We start from the raw sequence: 18,750 nt of genomic DNA, 5'->3' as shown, positions 1-18,750 counted from the left end.
GGAAGCCCATGACCCAGACCGCGAACGGGCGAGGCGCGCCCTCGACGCGCACCGTCCCCCGGGCCGGCACGAGCCGGACGGTGCCGCGGGGCCGGGCGACGACCCGCGAGCCGCGGCGCCCGCGGCCCGAGCCCGCCGAGCGCCCGTGGCTCGGCCAGTGGAACAGCACGGTGACGAGCTACTACCTGCTCGTCGGCGCGACGGCGCTGCTCGCGATCATCGGTCTCGTCATGGTGTTCTCCAGCTCGGCGGTCACGCAGATCGCCGCGGGCAAGTCGCCGTTCGGGGCGTTCCTCGACCAGGCGAAGTTCGCCCTCATGGGCCTGCCCGTCCTGCTCGTCGCCACGCGCGTGCCGGTCGACTGGTACAAGCGGCTCGCATGGCCCGCGCTCTTCGTGGCTCTCGGGCTGCAGATGCTCGTGTTCACGCCGCTCGCGAAGAACGTCAACGGCAACACGGGCTGGATCGACCTCGGGCTCTTCACGTTCCAGCCGGCCGAGGTCGCGAAGCTCGCGCTCGCGCTGTGGCTCGGTGTCGTGCTCGGGCGCAAGCAGCGGATGCTCGGGCAGTGGCGGCACGTGCTGATCCCCGCGGTCCCCGTCGCGGTCGCGGTCGTGGGCCTCGTGCTCGCGGGTCACGACCTCGGCACGGCGCTCGTCGTCATGGCGATCATCGCGGGGGCGTTCTTCGTCTCGGGGGCCGACGGGCGCCTGCTCGCCCTCGGGGCGGGCGGTGCCGCCTTCGTCGTCGGGTACGTCTTCATCCTCAACCAGTCGGGCGGCGACCGGCTCTCGCGCATCATGGCGACGTACCGCGAGTGCACGGACACCCTCGGCGAGTGCTACCAGTCGATGCACGGTCTGTACGCGCTCGGCACGGGCGGGCTCACGGGCGTCGGTCTCGGGGCGAGCCGCGAGAAGTGGTCGTACCTGCCGGAGGCGCACAACGACTTCATCTTCGCCGTGATCGGCGAGGAGCTCGGGCTGCTCGGCACGCTCCTCGTGCTGGGGCTGTTCGTCATCGTCGGAGTCGCCACGAGTCGGATCGTGCGTCGCCACCCCGACCCCTTCGTGAAGATCACGACGGCCGGGATCGCGTGCTGGATCGTCGGCCAGGCGTTCATCAACATCGGCGTCGTCATCGGGCTCCTGCCCGTGATCGGCGTCCCGCTGCCGCTCGTCTCGGCGGGCGGCTCCGCGCTCATCATGACGATGGCCGCGCTCGGCGTGCTCATCTCGTTCGCACGCTCGGAACCGGGCGCGGCCGAGGCGCTCGCCGCGCGGGGGAGCGTCGTGCGGCGCTCGCTCGCCGTCGTCGGCCGGGCGGCGCGCCCCCGGCGCCGGACCGCGCGATGACCTCCCCGGCGGTCGCAGCCGCTCCGGCCGCGACGCCGGACCCGTGGGACGCCCCGCGCCCCGCACGACAGACCTCCGCACGACGGACAGGACGCGGCACCTGCCGCAGGGAAGGACGACGAGGTACGTGACGACGATCGGTTCGGTGGTGCTCGCAGGCGGCGGGACGGCGGGGCACGTGAACCCGCTCCTCGCGGTGGCGGACGAGCTCCGGGCGCGTGAGCCCGGCGTGGTGGTGACCGCGCTCGGGGTCGCGGGCGGCCTCGAGGACGACCTGGTCCCCGCCCGGGGCTACCCGCTGCGGCACGTGCCGCGCGTCCCGCTCCCGCGCCGCCCCAGCGCGGAGTGGGTCAACCTCCCGGGACGCCTCAAGTCCGCCGTGGACGCGGCGGGCGCCGTCATCGACGAGACCGGCGCGCGCGTCGTCGTCGGCTTCGGGGGCTACGTCTCCACGCCCGCGTACCTCGCCGCGCGCCGTCGCGACGTCCCGGTCGTGATCCACGAGCAGAACGCGCGCCCCGGCCTGGCGAACCGCCTCGGTGCCCGGTGGGCCGCGCGCGTCGGCGTGACGTTCGAGGGCACGCCGCTCAAGGGCGGCGTCGTCACCGGGCTGCCGCTGCGCCGCGAGATCCAGGACCTCGTGGCCGCGCGGGCGGCGGACGCCGCCGGGGTGCGCGCGGACGCCGCGGCGCGCCTCGGCCTCGACCCCCGCGCGCGCACGCTCGTGGTCACCGGCGGCTCGCTGGGGGCGCAGAGCCTCAACGAGGCGGTCTCCGGTGCCGCCGGCGCGCTCGTCGGGGCGGGCACGCAGATCCTCCACCTGACGGGCAAGGGCAAGGACGGCGCGGTGCGCGAGGCGGCGGCCGGTGCCGTCGCGGGCCACCCCGGCGCGCGCTACGACGTGCGCGAGTACCTCGCCGAGATGCAGCTCGCGCTCGCGGTCGCGGACCTCGTCGTGTGCCGCGCGGGCGCGGGCACGGTGGGCGAGCTCGCGGCGCTGGGCATCCCGGCCGTCTACGTGCCGCTGCCCATCGGCAACGGGGAGCAGCGGCTCAACGCCGGCCCCGTCGTCGCGGCGGGTGGCGGCCTGCTCGTCGACGACGCGCAGCTCGACGCGGCGTGGGTCGCGCGCGAGGTCCCGGCGCTGCTCGGTGACCCGGGCCGGCTCGACGCGATGGCGGCGGCCGCCGCGGGAGCGGGCGTGCGCGACGGCGCCGCGCGGGTCGCGGACCTCGTCGCCGAGGCCGTCGCCGCTGCGTCGGGGGCACGGGCGTGACGGCGGCGTCGGGCGAGGGCCCGCTCGCGCTCGAGGCGCTCGGCACGGTCCACCTCGTCGGCATCGGCGGCGCGGGGATGTCCGTCGTCGCCCGTCTCCTCGCCGCGCACGGCGTCCCCGTCCAGGGCTCGGACGCGCGCGAGGGCGACGCGCTCGCCGCGCTGCGCTCCGACGGCGTCCGGGTGTGGGTGGGGCACGACGCCGCGCACGTCGCCGGCGCGGACACCGTCGTGGTGTCGAGCGCGGTGCGCGAGACGAACCCCGAGCTCGCCGCGGCGCGCGCGGCCGGGCTGCGCGTGCTGCACCGCTCGCAGGCGCTGGCCTCGCTCATGGCGCGCGGCCGGTCCGTCGCCGTGGCGGGCGCGCACGGCAAGACCACGACGTCCGCGATGATCGCGACCGTCCTGCGCGGCGCGGGCCTCGACCCGTCGTTCGCGATCGGCGGCACGGTGCTCACCGAGGACGGCCCCGTCGCGGGCGGCCACCTCGGGTCGGACGTCCTCGTGGCCGAGGCCGACGAGTCGGACGGGTCGTTCCTCAACTACGCCCCCGACGTCGCCGTCGTCACCAACGTCGAGCCGGACCACCTCGACCACTACGGGTCGCGTGCCGCGTTCGAGCAGGCGTTCGTCGACTTCGCCGCGCGGATCGTCCCGGGCGGGACGCTCGTCGCGTGCGCCGACGACGCGGGGGCGCGCGCCCTCGCGTCGTCCCACGCCCGGGCCGGGGGAGCGGTGGTCACGTACGGCACGTCCGCGGACGCCGACGTGCGCGTCGCGGACGTGGCCCCCACCGACGAGGCGGGTCGACCCGGAGTGCGGGCGTCGCTCACCGGAACGGTCGGTGCGGCGCGCCTCGACGGGCTCGAGCTGCTGCTGCGCGTGCCGGGGCACCACAACGCGCTCAACGCGACCGCGGCCGTCGTGACGGCGGTCGTGCTCGGCGTCGACCCGGCGGCGGCGGTCGCGGCCGCGCACGGCTTCCTCGGCACCGGCCGTCGTTTCGAGGCTCGCGGCGAGGCGGGCGGCGTGCGGGTCGTCGACGACTACGCGCACCACCCGACCGAGGTCGCCGCGCTGCTCGCCGCCGCCCGGCCCGTCGCGGCCGGCGGCCGGGTGCTCGTGCTGTTCCAGCCGCACCTGTACTCGCGCACCGCGACGTTCGCGCGCGAGTTCGCGCAGGCGCTCGCGGGCGCGGACGAGGTCGTGGTCACGGGCGTCTACGCGGCGCGCGAGGAGCCGGACCCGGCCGTGAGCGCGCGCACGATCACCGACCTGGTCGACGCTCCCGGCGTGGTCGTCGCCGCGGTCGAGGACCGCGTCGAGGCGGCCCACCGCGTCGCGGACGCCGCCCGCCCGGGCGACCTCGTGCTCACGGTCGGAGCGGGGGACGTCACGGAGCTGGGTGCCGTCGTCCTCGAGCGCCTCCGCGCGCGTCGCGACGGTGCCCCGGCGCCCGGAGGAGGCGAGGCCTGATGCGTCCGCCGCCCCAGCCTCGTCCCGCCGCGCCGCGGCCGGGCCGGTCGGGCGCGGGCGAGCGGGCCGGACGGCCCGCGGCCCCGGACCCCGCGAAGCCGGCCCCGAGCTCCGCGAAACCGGCCCCGCCCGCCGGCGCGCGCCGGGCGCCGGTCGAGGACACGGCGACGCGACCGGTGCGCCGCGTCGCGGCGCCGGGCTCCGAGCTCGTGCGCTCGTCGGGCGGCCGACCCGGCACCGGTCGTCCTCCGGCCGCGCGCGGTGGCGGCAGCCGGGGCGCCGGCACGACGACGTCGGTCCCGCGCGGCGCGTCGGCCGCCCCGATCGGGGTCGTCTCGCACGGCATGGCCGAGCGGCTCGCCGAGCGCGACGCGATGCGCCGCCACCGGGTCCGCACGCGCGTCCTCGGCTGGGCCGCGGGGCTCCTCGTCGTCGCCGGTCTCGCGTGGGTGGCGTTCTTCTCGCCCGTGCTCGGCCTCGACCTCGACAAGGTCACGGTCTCCGGCGAGGGCACGGTGATCGACCCGCAGCAGGTCCGCGACGTGGTCGCCGCCGCGGACGGCGTGCCGCTGCCGCGGCTCGACACGGTCGCGCTGCGCGAGCAGGTGCTCGACCTCAACGGCGTGCGCGACGTCGAGATCCGGCGTGCGTGGCCCTCGGGGCTGGCCGTGCTCCTCGAGTCGCGCGAGCCCGTCGTGGCGGTGCCCGTGGACGACGGCTTCGCGCTGCTCGACGCGGACGGCGTCCACGTGCGCACCGACCCGGTCGTGCCCGAGGGGCTGCCGGAGATCGACGCGCCGCTCGACGACCAGGGGGCGCGGGCGCTCGACGCCGCGCTCGTGCTGCTCAACGCGCTCCCGGCGGACCTCCACGCGCAGGTCGCGGAGGTCTCGGCGCCGACGCGCGACGCGGTCCGCATGACGCTGCGGGACGGGGTCGTCGTCGAGTGGGGGAGCTCCGAGGAGGCGGCGCTGAAGGTGCGCGTCCTGCAGACGCTCCGGGCCGTCCCGGAGAACGCGGGGGTCACCGTGTATGACGTCTCGGCCCCGCGGCTCCCGGTGACGCGGTGAAAGCGCGCGTGGCGATCCCCGACACGCGCGAGGCGGTCGTTGATGATGGGCACGTCGACACCTACGGTCGACCCATGAACGACCTGACATAACTATAACCCTCTACTTGAGGGTGAAGGTTCAGGGCTGACCGATCGAGAGGCATTGACGTGGCAACTCCGCAGAACTACCTAGCAGTGATCAAGGTGGTCGGCATCGGCGGTGGGGGCGTGAACGCCGTCAACCGGATGATCGAGGTCGGCCTCAAGGGTGTCGAGTTCATCGCCATCAACACGGACGCCCAGGCGCTCCTCATGTCCGACGCGGACGTCAAGCTCGACGTCGGCCGCGAGCTCACGCGCGGTCTCGGCGCCGGCGCCGACCCGGAGGTCGGCAAGAAGGCGGCCGAGGACCACGCCGAGGAGATCGAGGACGTGCTGCGCGGCGCGGACATGGTCTTCGTCACGGCGGGCGAGGGCGGCGGCACCGGCACGGGCGGCGCACCGGTCGTCGCCCGCATCGCGCGCTCGCTCGGCGCGCTGACCGTCGGCGTCGTGACGCGGCCCTTCACGTTCGAGGGCCGCCGCCGCTCGGTCCAGGCGGACCAGGGCATCGAGAACCTGCGCAACGAGGTCGACACCCTCATCGTCATCCCGAACGACCGCCTCCTGTCGATGTCGGACCGCAACGTCAGCGCGCTGCAGGCGTTCCACCAGGCGGACCAGGTGCTGCTGTCCGGTGTCCAGGGCATCACCGACCTCATCACGACCCCCGGTCTCATCAACCTCGACTTCGCGGACGTCAAGTCGGTCATGCAGGGCGCGGGCAGCGCCCTCATGGGCATCGGCAACGCGCGGGGCGACGACCGCGCCGTGCAGGCCGCCGAGATGGCGATCTCGTCGCCGCTCCTCGAGGCGAGCATCGACGGCGCCCACGGCGTGCTGCTCTCCATCCAGGGTGGTTCCGACCTCGGCCTGTTCGAGATCAACGAGGCGGCGCGCCTGGTCCACGAGGCCGCGCACACCGAGGCGAACATCATCTTCGGCGCCGTGATCGACGACGCGCTGGGCGACGAGGTCCGTGTCACCGTCATCGCGGCCGGCTTCGACGGCGGTGCCCCGCAGGTGCGGGGCGACGCGCGCGCGCTCGGCCAGGTGGCGGGCGCGCAGCGCCCCGCGACGAGCGCGATCCCGGTCGTGCCCGCCGCGCGGGCCGTGCCGCCGGCTCCGACGACGGGCGCGCACACGCTGCCGCGGCCGGTCGTGCCGATCCAGCCGGAGGCCGACGACGTCCCCGTCACGCTCGACGGCGGTCACGGCCCGGTGCCGGTGCAGCCGGTCGCCCCCGCGCCGTTCACCGTGGTCGGTTCCGGCGACGCCGGGAACCACAACGCGGAGGCGGTGCCGGGCGGTCAGAACGAGGGCGTCGACGTGCCCCCGCGGATCTTCGACGAGGAGCCCCCGCGCCGCAAGGTCGAGGAGCTCGACGTGCCCGACTTCCTCAAGTGACGGTGCGCGACCGCGTGGCGCGGTGCGGGGCCGCGTGAGCGCCGGGACCGTGCAGGACGGGAGGGGTGGTGCCGACGGCGCCGCCCCTCCCGTCGTGCTCGAGGTGGACCTCGGGCCGGGGGTGCGCGCCGGCTTCACGACGCGCGACGGCGGGCTCTCGCCGGCGCCGTGGGACACGCTCAACCTCGGGCTGAACGTGACCGACGACGCCGACCGGGTGCGCGCCAACCGTGCGCGCGCGGCGGCGTGGCTCGGCGTGCCGGCGTCCTTCGCGACGCAGGTGCACGGCACCCGCGTCGCGACGGTGCAGCCTGCGCCGCGCGGTGCGGACCCCGTCGACACGGTGGGGGAGGCGGACGCCCTCGTCGCCCCGTCCCGCGGCGCGGGCCTGGGCGTCCTCGTGGCCGACTGCGTGCCCGTCCTCCTCGCGGACGCCGAGGCGGGCGTCGTCGGCGTCGCGCACGCCGGGCGCCGCGGCCTCGCGCACGGGGTGGTCGACGCGGCGCTGGCCGCCCTCGTCGCCGCCGGCGCGCGGGTCGACCGGGTGCGGGCCGCCGTCGGGCCGAGCGCGTGCGGGCGGTGCTACGAGGTGCCCGCGTGGATGCGCGACGACGTCGCGCTCGCACGTCCGGCCACGTGGTCGACGACGTCCTGGGGGACGCCGGCGCTCGACCTGCCCGCCGGGGTCGTCGCCGACCTCGTCGCGGCGGGCGTGGCGGACGTCGTGCGCGTCCCGGCGTGCACGATCGAGGACGAGCGGTTCTTCTCGCACCGTCGGGCGGCGCGCCGCGGCACGACGACCGGCCGGTTCGCCGGGCTCGTGGCGCTCACCGGCGCGTGAGACGGCTCGGTCCGACCTCCGCACGAGGTTGCGCACGCCGGGCGTGTCGTCCGGGGCTCGCCGCGCACCCTCGGTTAGCGTGAACGCACCGGTCCGACGGCCGGTGGACCGAGGATCGATCGAGGACGGAGCAAGGCCCATGGCGGGAGCGCTGCGCAAGACCATGCTGTATCTGGGCCTCGCTGATGATCGCGGCGAGGACGAGCAGGACGAGTACGTCGACGAGCTCGACGAGACGGGGGCGGACGTGGCGCACGACTACCAGGCACCGGTGACGCCGCTGCACCGCGCGCTCGGGCCGCGCGAGGTGCCGCAGACGAGCATGTCGGCGGCCGAGCTGCGGCGGATCACGACGGTGCACCCGCGGTCGTACAACGACGCGCGCGTGATCGGCGAGGCGTTCCGCGGCGGCACCCCCGTGATCATGAACCTCTCGGACATGGACGACGCGGACGCGAAGCGCCTCGTCGACTTCTCCGCGGGCCTCATCTTCGGGCTGCACGGGGCCATCGAGCGCGTCACCAACAAGGTGTTCCTGCTCTCGCCCGAGCATGTCGAGATCACCGGCGAGGAGCAGGCCGCCGCGCCGGCCCCCGGTCGCGCGGGCTTCTACAACCAGAGCTGAGCGTGCGCGCGGCGCGGTGCACCCGCCGAGCACGCGCCGCACGCACGGAGGGACGGACGCGGTGACGCGCCCGTCCCTCCTGCGCGTCCGCCCTGGGCGTAGCGCGTGTCCCCGGCGGGGCCGGGGGCGGTGCGTCTGGCACAGTTGACCCGTGATCTGGGACCTCATCACAGGCATCGTCGGATTCCTGCTCTGGCTCTACCTGCTGCTGCTCATCGGTCGGCTCGTGTTCGACTGGGTGCAGTTCTTCGCGCGCGACTGGAGGCCCCGGGGGGTCCTGCTGGTGCTCGCCGAGGTGATCTACTCGGCGACGGACCCGCCCCTGCGCGCGCTGCGCCGGCTCATCCCGCCGCTCTCGCTGGGTCAGGTGCGCCTCGACCTCGCGTTCATCATCCTGTTCTTCGCGGTGACGATCGCGGCGCAGATCGTGTCCTCGCTCTGAGACGCACGTCACCCGATCGGGGTGTCCGGACGGCCCGGACCGGGCCGCTACGTCCGGTTCGCCCCGACCCCCACCGCACGCCCGCGCACGCTGCACGCCGTCGGCACGGTTTCGACGGCGCGCGACGGCGCGGCTGCACCCGCCCCTGAGGGCAATGTCCGCTACTTTGGAGTCTGGTGATCGCGAGGTCGCCCGGACCGACACGCAAACGCTATGAGGTGAACCGATGGCACTGCTCACTGCAGAGGACATCCTGAACAAGAAGTTCTCGGCGACGAAGTTCCGCGAGGGCTACGACGTCGAAGAGGTCGACGACTTCTTGGACGAGGTGGTGAGGACCCTCAACTCCGTGCAGGAGGAGAACGAGGACCTCAAGTCGAAGCTCGCTGCGGCGGAGCGTCGTCTCGCCGAGCTCAGCCGGGCCGACGCGTCCAGCGCTGCGGTGCAGCCCCCCGTCGTCGAGACGCCGAAGGCGCCCGAGCCGGAGCCGGAGCCCGTGCGCCCCGCCCCGATCTCGCAGGCCGTCGTCACGAAGAACGCGGCGGAGCCCGAGTCGGCGACGGGCATGCTCCAGCTGGCCCAGAAGCTGCACGACGACTACGTGCGCTCCGGCCAGGAGGAAGGCGACCGCCTCATCGCGGAGGCCAAGGAGGAGGGCTCGCGCATCGTGCGCGAGGCCGAGGAGACCTCGCACCGCACGCTCTCGCAGCTCGAGCAGGAGCGTTCGCTCCTCGAGCGCAAGATCGACGAGCTGCGGATCTTCGAGCGCGACTACCGCACGCGTCTCAAGAGCTACCTGCAGAACCTGCTGGGCGACCTGGACAACCGGGGCAGCGCCCTCCCGCCGCGCAGCAACGTCGGCGGGGCGAGCCGCACGAGCGACCTCGCTCCCGGCATCTAGCACCTGCGTCGACCGTCCGGCAGCGGCCGGTACGCCTCGCACCTGCGCCTTCACTCCCGCCTCGGCGGACCGGCGTGGTGTGTTGTGCGTACCGGCCGCTGCGTCTACTCTCGCGTGACTCGAACTTGGAGGGGCGACATGACCAAGCTCACCACCGCGGCCCGTTCGGCCGTGCGCGACCGTTTCCCGAACCTCGCGAAGGACGTCAAGTCCTTCCCCGTGCGCGACGGGGAGGAGCCCTGGACCCTGCGGGAGGCCGAGGAGCTCGCCGCGGAGCTGCTCGCCGAGAAGGAGCGGCTGGAGGGGGAGCTCGCCGTCGCGGACGAGGAGCTGTCGAACCTCCTGCGCCACTCCGGTGACGGCGCCGGCGACGACCAGGCCGACTCGGGGTCCAGCGCCCTCGAGCGCGAGCAGGAGCTGACGCTCGTCAACAACGTGCGCGACCTCCTCGCGCAGACGTCGCACGCGCTCGACCGCATCGCGGCCGGCACGTACGCGACGTGCGAGGAGACCGGGCTGCCGATCGGCAAGGCGCGCCTGCAGGCGTTCCCGCGCGCGAACCTCTCCGTCGAGGCCAAGCAGCGCGCCGAGCGGCGCTGAGCACCGGGCCGTCGCGGGGCCGCGTCGACCGGGGCGACGACGTGGCAGACTTGCCGCCGATGTCCACCTCCGCGCGCCCCGAGCCCACCGATCCCGCCGACGTCTCCCCGCAGGCGACCGCCGACCCCTCCGCAGGAGCCGTCCGGCGCGGTCCGCGGCGCGTCCTCGTCGTGTGGACCGTCGTCCTCGCCGTCCTCGTCCTCGTGCTCGACCAGCTCACCAAGTGGTGGGCGGAGTCGAGCCTCACGCTGGGCGACGACACGATCCCGCTCGTGGGGTCGCTGCTCGGCCTGCGGCTCATCTACAACCCGGGTGCGGCGCTCTCCATCGCGACCGGTATGACGTGGCTCCTGACGATCGTCGTGGTCGCGGTCGTGGTCGTGGTCGTGCGCATGGTGAGCCGCATCGGCTCGCGCGCGTGGGCCGTCGCGCTGGGCCTCCTGCTGGGCGGCGCGCTCGGGAACCTCGTCGACCGCTTCTTCCGGGAGCCCGGCTTCGCGCGCGGGCACGTCGTCGACTTCATCGCCTACGCGAACTGGTTCGTGGGCAACGTCGCGGACATCGCGATCGTGGCCGCGGCCGTGATGATCGCCGTCCTGTCGGTGCTCGGGATCGGGCTGGACGGGACGCGCCACGGCGGCGACGACGCGGACCCCGGGACGAGCGCGGACGACGCCGTCGAGCCGACGTCCGGGCCCGCACCCGAGCCGACCGCCACGCGGACCGACGACGAGGGGGCGCGGTGAGCCTCCGGTCGCTCCCGGTGCCCGACGGCCTCGCGGGCGAGCGGGTCGACGCCGGGCTGTCCCGGCTCCTCGGCCTCTCGCGGACGCGGGCCGCCGAGCTCGCCGCGGGCGGCGCCGTCCGCCTCGACGGACGCGAGGTCGGCAAGTCCGACCGGCTCGTCCCGGGCGGGTGGCTCGAGGTCGACGTGCCCGACGCCGCGCCCGCCGTCGAGGTCGTCGCGGAACCCGTGCCGGGCATGGGCATCGTGCACGACGACGACGACCTGGTGGTCGTCGACAAGCCCGTCGGCGTCGCGGCCCACCCGTCGCCGGGCTGGACGGGCCCGACCGTCGTCGGCGCCCTCGCGGCCGCGGGGTACCGGATCTCGACGTCGGGCGCCGCGGAGCGCCAGGGCATCGTGCACCGCCTCGACGCCGGGACGTCGGGGCTCATGGTCGTCGCGAAGAGCGAGGTCGCGTACACCGCGCTCAAGCGCGCCTTCAAGGAGCGCACGGTCGAGAAGGTCTACCACGCGCTCGTCCAGGGCCACCCCGAGCCCACCACCGGGACGATCGACGCGCCGATCGGGCGGCACCCCAGCGCGGACTGGAAGTTCGCCGTCACGGCGGAGGGCAAGCCCTCGGTCACGCACTACGAGGTGCTCGAGATGCTGCCCGCCGCGTCCCTCGTCGAGGTGCACCTCGAGACGGGTCGCACGCACCAGATCCGGGTGCACTTCTCCGCGCTGCGGCACCCGTGCGTCGGCGACCTCACGTACGGCGCCGACCCGGTGCTGGCCTCGCGCGTGTCCCTGACGCGCCAGTGGCTGCACGCGATGCGCCTCGGGTTCGAGCACCCCACGACCGGGCAGTGGCTCGAGCTGACGAGCGAGTACCCGGACGACCTCGCGCACGCGCTCGAGGTGCTGCGCGGGGCGTACGCGTGACCGTCGCCGCCTCGGGGTCGGGCGACGCCCGGCTCGCCGTGGAGCGCGTGGTCGACGACGCCGGGCTGGCCGCCGCGCACGCGCTGCGGCTCGCGGTGTTCGTCGACGAGCAGGGCGTCCCGGTCGAGGAAGAGATCGACGACCTGGACACCGCGGGGACGACCACGCACGTGCTCGTCCGGGACCGCGAGCGGGGCGGGGAGGTCGTCGGCACGGGCCGGCTCCTCACAGACCCCGCGCACCCGGGAGAGGTGCACGTCGGCCGGGTCGCGGTCGCCGCGGTCGCGCGCGGCACCGGCGCGGGCGCCGCGGTGATGCGTGCGCTGGAGGAGGTCGCGCTCGCCGAGCACGCGGCCCCCGGACCGGACGGACGCCGCGCCGTGCGCGTGCTCCTCTCCGCCCAGGTCCAGGCGATCGGCTTCTACGAGCGGCTCGGGTACGCCGTGTCCGGGCCCGTCTACCTCGACGCGGGCATCGACCACCGCGACGCCGCCAAGACCCTCACGACCGACGTCTGACCGGTCTCGGCGGGGCGCCGCGGGTCGTCCGCGTGACGTGCCGCACGACCCGCCGCGACCTCGCGGGAGTGTCGGTGGTGCACGCCTAAGATCGGTGCATGCCAACCGCGACTGAGGACTTCGTCCACCTCCACGTCCACACCGAGTACTCGATGCTGGACGGCGCGGCCCGGATCGGGGACCTGTTCGACGAGGTCGAGCGCCTGGGGCAGAAGGCCATCGCGACGACGGACCACGGCTACGTGTTCGGGGCGTTCGAGTTCTGGTCGCGGGCGCAGGCGAAGGGCATCAAGCCGATCATCGGCGTCGAGGCGTACGTCACGCCGGGCACGAGCCGGTTCGACCAGACGCGCGTGCGGTTCGGGCAGCAGGGGCAGGAGTCCGACGACGTCTCGGCGCGCGGTGCGTACACGCACATGACGCTGCTCGCGAAGGACAACGAGGGTCTGCACAACCTGTTCCGGGCGTCGTCGCTCGCGTCGCTCGAGGGGCAGATGGGCAAGTGGCCGCGCATGGACCGCGACCTCCTCCAGCGCTACGGCAAGGGCCTCGTCGCGACGAGCGGGTGCCCGTCGGGCGAGATCCAGACGCGCCTGCGCCTCGGCCAGTGGGACGAGGCGGTGCGGACGGCGGGCGAGCTCCAGGACATCTTCGGCCGCGAGAACTTCTTCGTCGAGCTCATGGACCACGGGATCGACATCGAGACGCGGGTCACGAAGGACCTCCTGCGCCTCGCGGAGACCATCGGCGCGCGCCTCGTCGCGACGAACGACCTCCACTACGTGCGCGAGGAGGACGCCTCCAGCCAGGAGGCGTTGCTCGCGATCAACTCCGGCTCGACGCTCGACGACCCGGACCGGTTCAAGTTCGACGGCACCGGCTACTACGTGAAGTCGGCGGCCGAGATGCGCCGGGTCTTCGCGGAGCTCCCCGAGGCGTGCGACAACACGCTGCTCATCGCCGAGCAGTGCGAGGTGTCGTTCAACACGAAGGCGAACTACATGCCGCGGTTCCCCGTCCCCGAGGGCGAGGACGAGACGAGCTGGTTCGTCAAGGAGGTGGAGCGCGGGCTGCACCGCCGGTACCCGAACGGCATCCCGGACGCGGCGCGCAAGCAGGCGCAGTACGAGACCGAGGTCATCATCCAGATGGGCTTCCCGGGGTACTTCCTCGTGGTCGCCGACTTCATCAACTGGGCCAAGGACCAGGGCATCCGCGTCGGACCGGGCCGTGGCTCGGCGGCGGGCTCCATGGCCTCCTACCTCATGGGCATCACTGAGCTCGACCCGCTGGAGCACGGGCTGATCTTCGAGCGGTTCCTCAACCCCGAGCGCGTCTCCATGCCCGACGTCGACGTCGACTTCGACGAGCGTCGGCGCGGGGAGGTCATCCGGTACGTCACGGAGAAGTACGGCGACGACCGCGTCGCCCAGATCGTCACCTACGGCACCATCAAGGCCAAGCAGGCGCTCAAGGACTCGGCGCGGCTCCTCGGCTTCCCCTTCGCGATGGGGGAGAAGCTCACCAAGGCGATGCCGCCGGCGGTCATGGGCAAGGACATCCCCCTGTCGGGGATCTTCGACCCCAAGCACGAGCGGTACTCCGAGGCGGCGGAGTTCCGCCAGCTCCACGACACCGACCCGGAGGCGCAGCGCGTCGTCGAGCTCGCGAGGGGTATCGAGGGTCTGAAGCGGCAGTGGGGCGTGCACGCGGCGGGCGTCATCATGTCGAGCGACCCGCTCATCGACATCATCCCGATCATGCGCCGTCCTCAGGACGGCGCGGTCATCACGCAGTTCGACTACCCGACGTCCGAGGGCCTCGGCCTCATCAAGATGGACTTCCTCGGGCTGCGGAACCTCACGATCCTCGACGACGCGCTCGAGAACATCGAGATGAACGGCAAGGAGCCGATCGAGATCGAGTCGCTCACGCTCGACGACAAGGCGTCGTACGAGCTGCTCGCGCGCGGTGACACGCTCGGCGTGTTCCAGCTCGACGGCGGCCCCATGCGCGCGCTCCTGCGCCAGATGAAGCCGGACAAGTTCGACGACCTCTCGGCCGTCATCGCGCTGTACCGCCCGGGCCCGATGGGCATGAACTCGCACACGAACTACGCGCTGCGCAAGAACGGGCTGCAGAAGATCGAGCCCATCCACCCGGAGCTCGAGCAGCCCCTCGCGGAGATCCTCGACGAGACCTACGGCCTCATCGTCTACCAGGAGCAGGTCCAGAGGGCCGCGCAGATCCTCGCCGGGTACTCGCTCGGACAGGCAGACCTGCTGCGGCGCGCTATGGGCAAGAAGAAGAAGGAGATCCTCGACAAGGAGTTCGTGCCGTTCCAGGCGGGCTGCCGGGAGCGCGGGTACTCCGACGCCGCGATCCAGGCGGTCTGGGACACGCTGGTCCCGTTCGCGGGCTACGCCTTCAACAAGGCGCACTCCGCCGGGTACGGCCTCGTGGCGTACTGGACGGCGTTCCTCAAGGCGAACTACCCGACGGAGTACATGGCGGCGCTCCTGCAGAGCGTGCGCGACGACAAGGACAAGCTGGCCCTCTACCTCAACGAGTGCCGCCGCATGCACATCACCGTGCTCCCGCCGGACGTGAACGACTCGGCGGCGAAGTTCACCGCGGTGGGCGGCGACATCCGCTTCGGTCTCACGGGCGTGCGCAACGTCGGCGCGAACGTCGTCGACGCGATCATCCGCACGCGCGAGGAGAAGGGCGCGTTCACGTCGTTCACCGACTTCCTCGACAAGGTGCCGGCCGTGGTGTGCAACAAGCGCACCATCGAGTCGCTGATCAAGGCAGGCGCGTTCGACTCGCTCGGCCACGCGCGGCGCGCCCTGCTCGTCGTGCACGAGCAGGCCGTCGACTCGGTCATCAGCGTCAAGCGCAAGGAGGCGGAGGGCCAGTTCGACCTCTTCGCCGACTTCGGGGGCGCCGACGCCGAGGACGGCATGTCGTTCTCCGTCGACGTGCCCGACCTCCCGGACTGGGACAAGAAGCAGCGCCTCGCGTTCGAGCGCGAGATGCTCGGCCTGTACGTGTCCGACCACCCGCTGTCCGGGCTCGAGCACGTGCTGACGCGTGCGGCGGACACCGGGATCGCGAACCTCCTCGCCGACGAGGGCCGGCCCGACGGCTCCACCGTGACGATCGCCGGCCTCGTGACGTCGCTCCAGCGCAAGATGAGCAAGAACGGCAACCCGTGGGCCGCGGTGACCATCGAGGACCTCGAGGGCGCCGTCGAGGTCATGTTCTTCGGCGAGACGTACCTCGCGTACTCGACGGTCCTCGCCGAGGACCAGGTCGTGGTCCTGCGCGGGCGCGTGCGTCGGCGCGACGACACGATGCAGCTCCAGGCGATGGAGGTCTCGCTCCCGGACATCACCGTGGGCGCGGAGTCGCCGCTCGCCGTGAAGGTCTCGCACACGCGCTGCGTCGAGCCGATCATCCTGCGCCTGCGCGAGGTCCTCGCGACGCACCCCGGCTCGGCCGAGGTGCACGTCCAGGTCCTCGAGCCCGGCAAGACCACGGTCGTCCGCGCGGGCGACGGGTTGCGGGTCGAGAAGTCGCCGGCGCTGTTCGGCGACCTCAAGGCGCTGCTCGGGCCGTCCTGCCTGCTCTGACACGCCGACGCCCCCGGTCCGGCACTGCGCACGGTCCCGCCGTGCAGACGGTGCCACCGCCCGGGCGGTGCCGTCCTGCCCACGCTGCGGCGCACCCACGGCGGCTCGTCGGCGGCGTGTGACCACCGGCACGAGACGGCTCCGGCCGGTGCCGGGCGGGCCGCGCCTAGACTCGCGAGCGTGATCCGACTCAACCCCGAGCAGCGCGTCTTCGTCACCGAGCGGCACCTGGCTACGCTCACGACCCTGCGCGAGGACGGGAGCCCGCACGTCGTCCCGGTGGCGTTCACCTGGGACCCGGACGCGGGTGTCGTGCGGATCACGACGAACCGTGGGTCGGTGAAGGCGCGCAACGCCCGCCGGACCGGGCAGGACGGGGCGCACCCGCGCGCCGCGGTGTGCCAGGTCGACGGCGGGCGGTGGCTCACGCTCGAGGGGACGATCGAGGTCGTCGAGGACGCGGAGGAGGTGGCGGACGCCGTCGCGCGCTACGCCCGCCGCTACCGCCCGCTGACGCCCAAGCCGGAGCGCGTGGTGCTGCGCCTCACGCCGGACAAGGTGATGGCCTCGACGTACATGGCCTGACCGTGCCCGACGAGTCGTACCCGCCGCTCAGGCGACGGTCGCGCTCTCCCCGCCCTGCGGCCGGTCCACCGTGACGACGTCGCCCCGGTGCAGCTGGCGTCCCCGGCGCGTGTCCACCTCGCCGTTCACGCGCACCTCGCCCTCGGTGACGAGCTCGCGCGCCTCCGCGCCGGACTCGGCGAGCCCGGCGAGCTTGAGGAACTGGCCGAGGCGGATGACGTCGTCGGAGATCTCGACCGGGCGGGCGTCGTCGGAGGCGTTCATGACGCCATTCTCCCCGGCGCCGCGTGCCGCGACGACACGACTCCCGACGAGTACGCGCCGGCGCAGGGCGGCCGCCAGGACGACCGGTGGGCGAAACGCGCTCGTCGCGGACCTCCCGGGCTCCTAGACTCGTCGCATGATCTCCCGCATCGATCTCCGAGGGCGTTCCCTGTCCGCACGCGAGCTCGCCGAGGCCCTGCCGCGCGCAGAGGTCGGCGTGGAGGACGCGGCGCATCGGGTCGCGCCGATCCTCGAGGCGGTGCGGACGCGCGGGGCCGAGGCCCTGCGCGAGTACGCCGAGCGCTTCGACGGCGTGCGGCCGGAGCACCTGCGGGTCCCGGCCGACGAGATCGCCGCGGCGCTCGCGGCGCTCGACCCGCAGGTCCGGGCAGGGCTCGAGGAGTCGATCCGCCGGGTCCGGCTCGTGCACGCGGCGCAGCGCCCGCAGGACTTCACGGTCCAGGTCGCGCCGGGCGCCCAGGTCCGCCAGCGGTGGGTGCCCGTGCGCCGCGTCGGGCTCTACGCGCCCGGTGGCCTGGCCGTCTACCCGTCGTCCGTCGTGATGAACGTCGTCGCGGCGCAGGAGGCGGGCGTGCCGAGCCTCGCCGTCGCGTCGCCGCCGCAGCGGGACAGCGGCGGCCTGCCGCACCCGACGATCCTCGCGGCGTGCGCGCTGCTCGGCGTCGACGAGGTGTACGCCGTCGGCGGGGCGCAGGCGGTCGCGATGTTCGCGTACGGCGCGGCCGGCAGCGAGCCGCAGGACGGCGACGTGCTGTGCGAGCCGGTCGACGTGGTGACCGGCCCCGGCAACGTCTTCGTCGCGGCGGCCAAGCGGCTCGTGCGAGGCGTCGTGGGCATCGACGCGGAGGCGGGCCCCACCGAGATCGCGGTCCTCGCCGACGCCTCGGCGGACCCGGGGCACGTCGCGGCCGACCTCATCAGCCAGGCGGAGCACGACCCGCTGGCCGCCGCGGTGCTCGTCACCCCGTCGGTCGAGCTCGCCGCCGCGGTCGAGGCGCGCCTCGCGGACCTCGTGACCGCGACGAAGCACGCGCAGCGCGTCGCGCAGTCGCTCGCGGGCCCGCAGTCCGCGATCGTGCTCGTCGACGACCTCGAGCACGGGCTGCAGGTGGTGGACGCCTACGGCGCGGAGCACCTGGAGATCCAGGCCGCGGGGGCGGCCGAGCTCGCCGAGCGCGTCACGAGCGCGGGGGCGATCTTCGTCGGGCCCTGGTCGCCGGTCTCGCTCGGCGACTACATGGCCGGCTCGAACCACGTCCTGCCGACGGGCGGCTGCGCGCACTTCTCCAGCGGGCTCGGCGTGCACAGCTACGTCAAGGCCGTCCAGGTGGTCGAGTACGACCGCGACGCCCTCGAGGACCTCGCGGACCGGATCGTCGCCGTGGCGAACGACGAGGACCTCCCGGCGCACGGCGAGGCGGTGCGGGCGCGGTTCCTGTGACCGCCGGTCGGTCCGGCGTGCCGCACGACGGCGGCCTGCACGGGGTCTCCGCGCGGGACGCCGTCGTGCGGGTGCGGCGTGCCGTCCCGCGCGACGCGGCCGACCTCGTGTCGTTGCGCGTGCACCTCATGCGCGCGATGGGCGAGCCCGACGCGGAGGACCCGACGTGGCAGGGCCGGGCGCGCGCGTGGTTCGCCGCGGGTCTGGGGACTCCCGACGTCGTCGCGTTCGTCGTCGACGCACCGGGACGCCTCGCGGCGTGCGCGCTCGTCGAGCTGCACCGCTCCGCGCCGTCGGCGCGCAACCCACGCGGCACGACGGCGCACCTGTCGAACGTCTGCACGCACCCGGCCGACCGCGGCCGGGGGTTCGGGCGTGCGTGCGTCGGAGCGGCCCTCGACTGGGCCCGCACGGCGGGCGCGGACTCCGTGTCCCTGCACGCGACGCCGGAGGGCGAGCCCCTCTACCGCTCGTTCGGCTTCGTGGACACGACGTACACCGAGCTGCGCCTGCGCTGGTGACGCGGCCCGGTGTCTGGCGCG

General features: G+C 74.1%; 18 protein-coding genes. 17 read left to right on the top strand and 1 reads right to left on the bottom strand.

Features of this window, described 5'->3' with window-relative positions; translation table 11 throughout:
- Nucleotides 1-8 precede the first annotated feature (8 nt).
- From ftsW to B9L22_RS17130, 15 genes are all read left to right on the top strand, one after another.
- Entirely contained in the window at nucleotides 9-1,355 is a 1,347-nt protein-coding gene (ftsW, locus tag B9L22_RS17200) for a putative lipid II flippase FtsW (protein WP_086151284.1), read from the top strand.
- 127 nt (nucleotides 1,356-1,482) lie between these two features.
- Nucleotides 1,483-2,631: an undecaprenyldiphospho-muramoylpentapeptide beta-N-acetylglucosaminyltransferase gene (gene murG, locus B9L22_RS17195; RefSeq protein ID WP_086151283.1), complete on the top strand. Its 1,149-nt coding sequence runs from the start codon at nucleotides 1,483-1,485 to the stop codon at nucleotides 2,629-2,631.
- Complete coding sequence (gene murC / locus B9L22_RS17190; protein ID WP_369824861.1) at nucleotides 2,628-4,106, top strand: UDP-N-acetylmuramate--L-alanine ligase; 1,479 nt, start codon at nucleotides 2,628-2,630, stop codon at nucleotides 4,104-4,106. Before murG ends, murC begins: the two co-directional genes overlap by 4 nt.
- A complete protein-coding gene (locus tag B9L22_RS17185) occupies nucleotides 4,106-5,176 on the top strand; it encodes a cell division protein FtsQ/DivIB (protein ID WP_086151282.1) in 1,071 nt (356 codons plus the stop codon). Before murC ends, B9L22_RS17185 begins: the two co-directional genes overlap by 1 nt.
- A 149-nt stretch (nucleotides 5,177-5,325) precedes the next feature.
- Nucleotides 5,326-6,663 carry a cell division protein FtsZ gene (gene ftsZ, locus B9L22_RS17180; protein ID WP_076406550.1) on the top strand — a complete coding sequence of 446 codons (1,338 nt, stop codon included), beginning with the start codon at nucleotides 5,326-5,328 and terminating at the stop codon, nucleotides 6,661-6,663.
- A gap of 34 nt (nucleotides 6,664-6,697) precedes the next feature.
- Nucleotides 6,698-7,504 carry a polyphenol oxidase family protein gene (locus tag B9L22_RS17175; RefSeq protein WP_233140213.1) on the top strand — a complete coding sequence of 269 codons (807 nt, stop codon included), beginning with the start codon at nucleotides 6,698-6,700 and terminating at the stop codon, nucleotides 7,502-7,504.
- Between the two features lie 139 nt (nucleotides 7,505-7,643).
- Entirely contained in the window at nucleotides 7,644-8,129 is a 486-nt protein-coding gene (locus tag B9L22_RS17170) for a cell division protein SepF (protein ID WP_034652914.1), read from the top strand.
- 151 nt (nucleotides 8,130-8,280) lie between these two features.
- On the top strand, nucleotides 8,281-8,571 hold the full coding sequence (locus B9L22_RS17165) for a YggT family protein (RefSeq protein WP_021482710.1): 291 nt from the start codon (nucleotides 8,281-8,283) through the stop codon (nucleotides 8,569-8,571).
- 226 nt (nucleotides 8,572-8,797) lie between these two features.
- Nucleotides 8,798-9,472, top strand: coding sequence for a DivIVA domain-containing protein (locus B9L22_RS17160; protein WP_034652912.1), 675 nt, complete (start codon nucleotides 8,798-8,800; stop codon nucleotides 9,470-9,472).
- A 138-nt stretch (nucleotides 9,473-9,610) separates the two neighbouring features.
- Nucleotides 9,611-10,072: a TraR/DksA C4-type zinc finger protein gene (locus B9L22_RS17155; protein WP_021482712.1), complete on the top strand. Its 462-nt coding sequence runs from the start codon at nucleotides 9,611-9,613 to the stop codon at nucleotides 10,070-10,072.
- A 59-nt stretch (nucleotides 10,073-10,131) separates the two neighbouring features.
- Nucleotides 10,132-10,818 (top strand): signal peptidase II, encoded by a 687-nt coding sequence (locus B9L22_RS17150; RefSeq protein WP_086151281.1) that lies wholly within the window; start codon nucleotides 10,132-10,134, stop codon nucleotides 10,816-10,818.
- Entirely contained in the window at nucleotides 10,815-11,744 is a 930-nt protein-coding gene (locus B9L22_RS17145) for an RluA family pseudouridine synthase (RefSeq protein ID WP_043655591.1), read from the top strand. The genes B9L22_RS17150 and B9L22_RS17145 overlap by 4 nt, the downstream gene beginning before the upstream one ends.
- On the top strand, nucleotides 11,741-12,262 hold the full coding sequence (locus tag B9L22_RS17140) for a GNAT family N-acetyltransferase (protein ID WP_233140212.1): 522 nt from the start codon (nucleotides 11,741-11,743) through the stop codon (nucleotides 12,260-12,262). Before B9L22_RS17145 ends, B9L22_RS17140 begins: the two co-directional genes overlap by 4 nt.
- 98 nt (nucleotides 12,263-12,360) lie before the next feature.
- Nucleotides 12,361-15,897: a DNA polymerase III subunit alpha gene (gene dnaE, locus B9L22_RS17135; protein WP_021481777.1), complete on the top strand. Its 3,537-nt coding sequence runs from the start codon at nucleotides 12,361-12,363 to the stop codon at nucleotides 15,895-15,897.
- A gap of 180 nt (nucleotides 15,898-16,077) precedes the next feature.
- Complete coding sequence (locus B9L22_RS17130; RefSeq protein WP_086151280.1) at nucleotides 16,078-16,482, top strand: pyridoxamine 5'-phosphate oxidase family protein; 405 nt, start codon at nucleotides 16,078-16,080, stop codon at nucleotides 16,480-16,482.
- A 27-nt stretch (nucleotides 16,483-16,509) separates the two neighbouring features.
- On the opposite strand, the gene B9L22_RS17125 is transcribed toward B9L22_RS17130, so the two are convergent.
- A complete protein-coding gene (locus B9L22_RS17125; protein WP_034652908.1) occupies nucleotides 16,510-16,746 on the bottom strand; it encodes an RNA-binding S4 domain-containing protein in 237 nt (78 codons plus the stop codon).
- A 136-nt stretch (nucleotides 16,747-16,882) separates the two neighbouring features.
- Between B9L22_RS17125 and hisD the strand changes: the two genes are divergently transcribed.
- Nucleotides 16,883-18,208 carry a histidinol dehydrogenase gene (gene hisD / locus B9L22_RS17120; protein WP_034652906.1) on the top strand — a complete coding sequence of 442 codons (1,326 nt, stop codon included), beginning with the start codon at nucleotides 16,883-16,885 and terminating at the stop codon, nucleotides 18,206-18,208.
- Nucleotides 18,205-18,729, top strand: coding sequence for a GNAT family N-acetyltransferase (locus B9L22_RS17115; RefSeq protein WP_086151279.1), 525 nt, complete (start codon nucleotides 18,205-18,207; stop codon nucleotides 18,727-18,729). The genes hisD and B9L22_RS17115 overlap by 4 nt, the downstream gene beginning before the upstream one ends.
- The last annotated feature ends 21 nt before the right edge of the window (nucleotides 18,730-18,750 follow it).

Origin of the sequence: Cellulosimicrobium sp. KWT-B, assembly GCF_002127155.1 — a bacterium.
In the GTDB taxonomy this organism is placed as follows: domain Bacteria; phylum Actinomycetota; class Actinomycetes; order Actinomycetales; family Cellulomonadaceae; genus Cellulosimicrobium; species Cellulosimicrobium funkei.
The sequence above is the reverse complement of the archived record's forward strand: the minus strand, read 5'-3'. Positions and strand labels throughout refer to the sequence as shown.

Bases quoted from the DNA above. Each gene is read 5' to 3' on its own strand.
- hisD (WP_034652906.1), top strand. From the start codon at position 16,883: ATGATCTCCCGCATCGATCTCCGAGGGCGTTCCCTGTCCGCACGCGAG.
- B9L22_RS17170 (WP_034652914.1), top strand. From the start codon at position 7,644: ATGGCGGGAGCGCTGCGCAAGACCATGCTGTATCTGGGCCTCGCTGAT.
- B9L22_RS17185 (WP_086151282.1), top strand. From the start codon at position 4,106: ATGCGTCCGCCGCCCCAGCCTCGTCCCGCCGCGCCGCGGCCGGGCCGG.
- dnaE (WP_021481777.1), top strand. From the start codon at position 12,361: ATGCCAACCGCGACTGAGGACTTCGTCCACCTCCACGTCCACACCGAG.
- B9L22_RS17155 (WP_021482712.1), top strand. From the start codon at position 9,611: ATGACCAAGCTCACCACCGCGGCCCGTTCGGCCGTGCGCGACCGTTTC.
- B9L22_RS17125 (WP_034652908.1), bottom strand. From the start codon at position 16,746: ATGAACGCCTCCGACGACGCCCGCCCGGTCGAGATCTCCGACGACGTC.
- ftsW (WP_086151284.1), top strand. From the start codon at position 9: ATGACCCAGACCGCGAACGGGCGAGGCGCGCCCTCGACGCGCACCGTC.
- B9L22_RS17160 (WP_034652912.1), top strand. From the start codon at position 8,798: ATGGCACTGCTCACTGCAGAGGACATCCTGAACAAGAAGTTCTCGGCG.
- B9L22_RS17150 (WP_086151281.1), top strand. From the start codon at position 10,132: ATGTCCACCTCCGCGCGCCCCGAGCCCACCGATCCCGCCGACGTCTCC.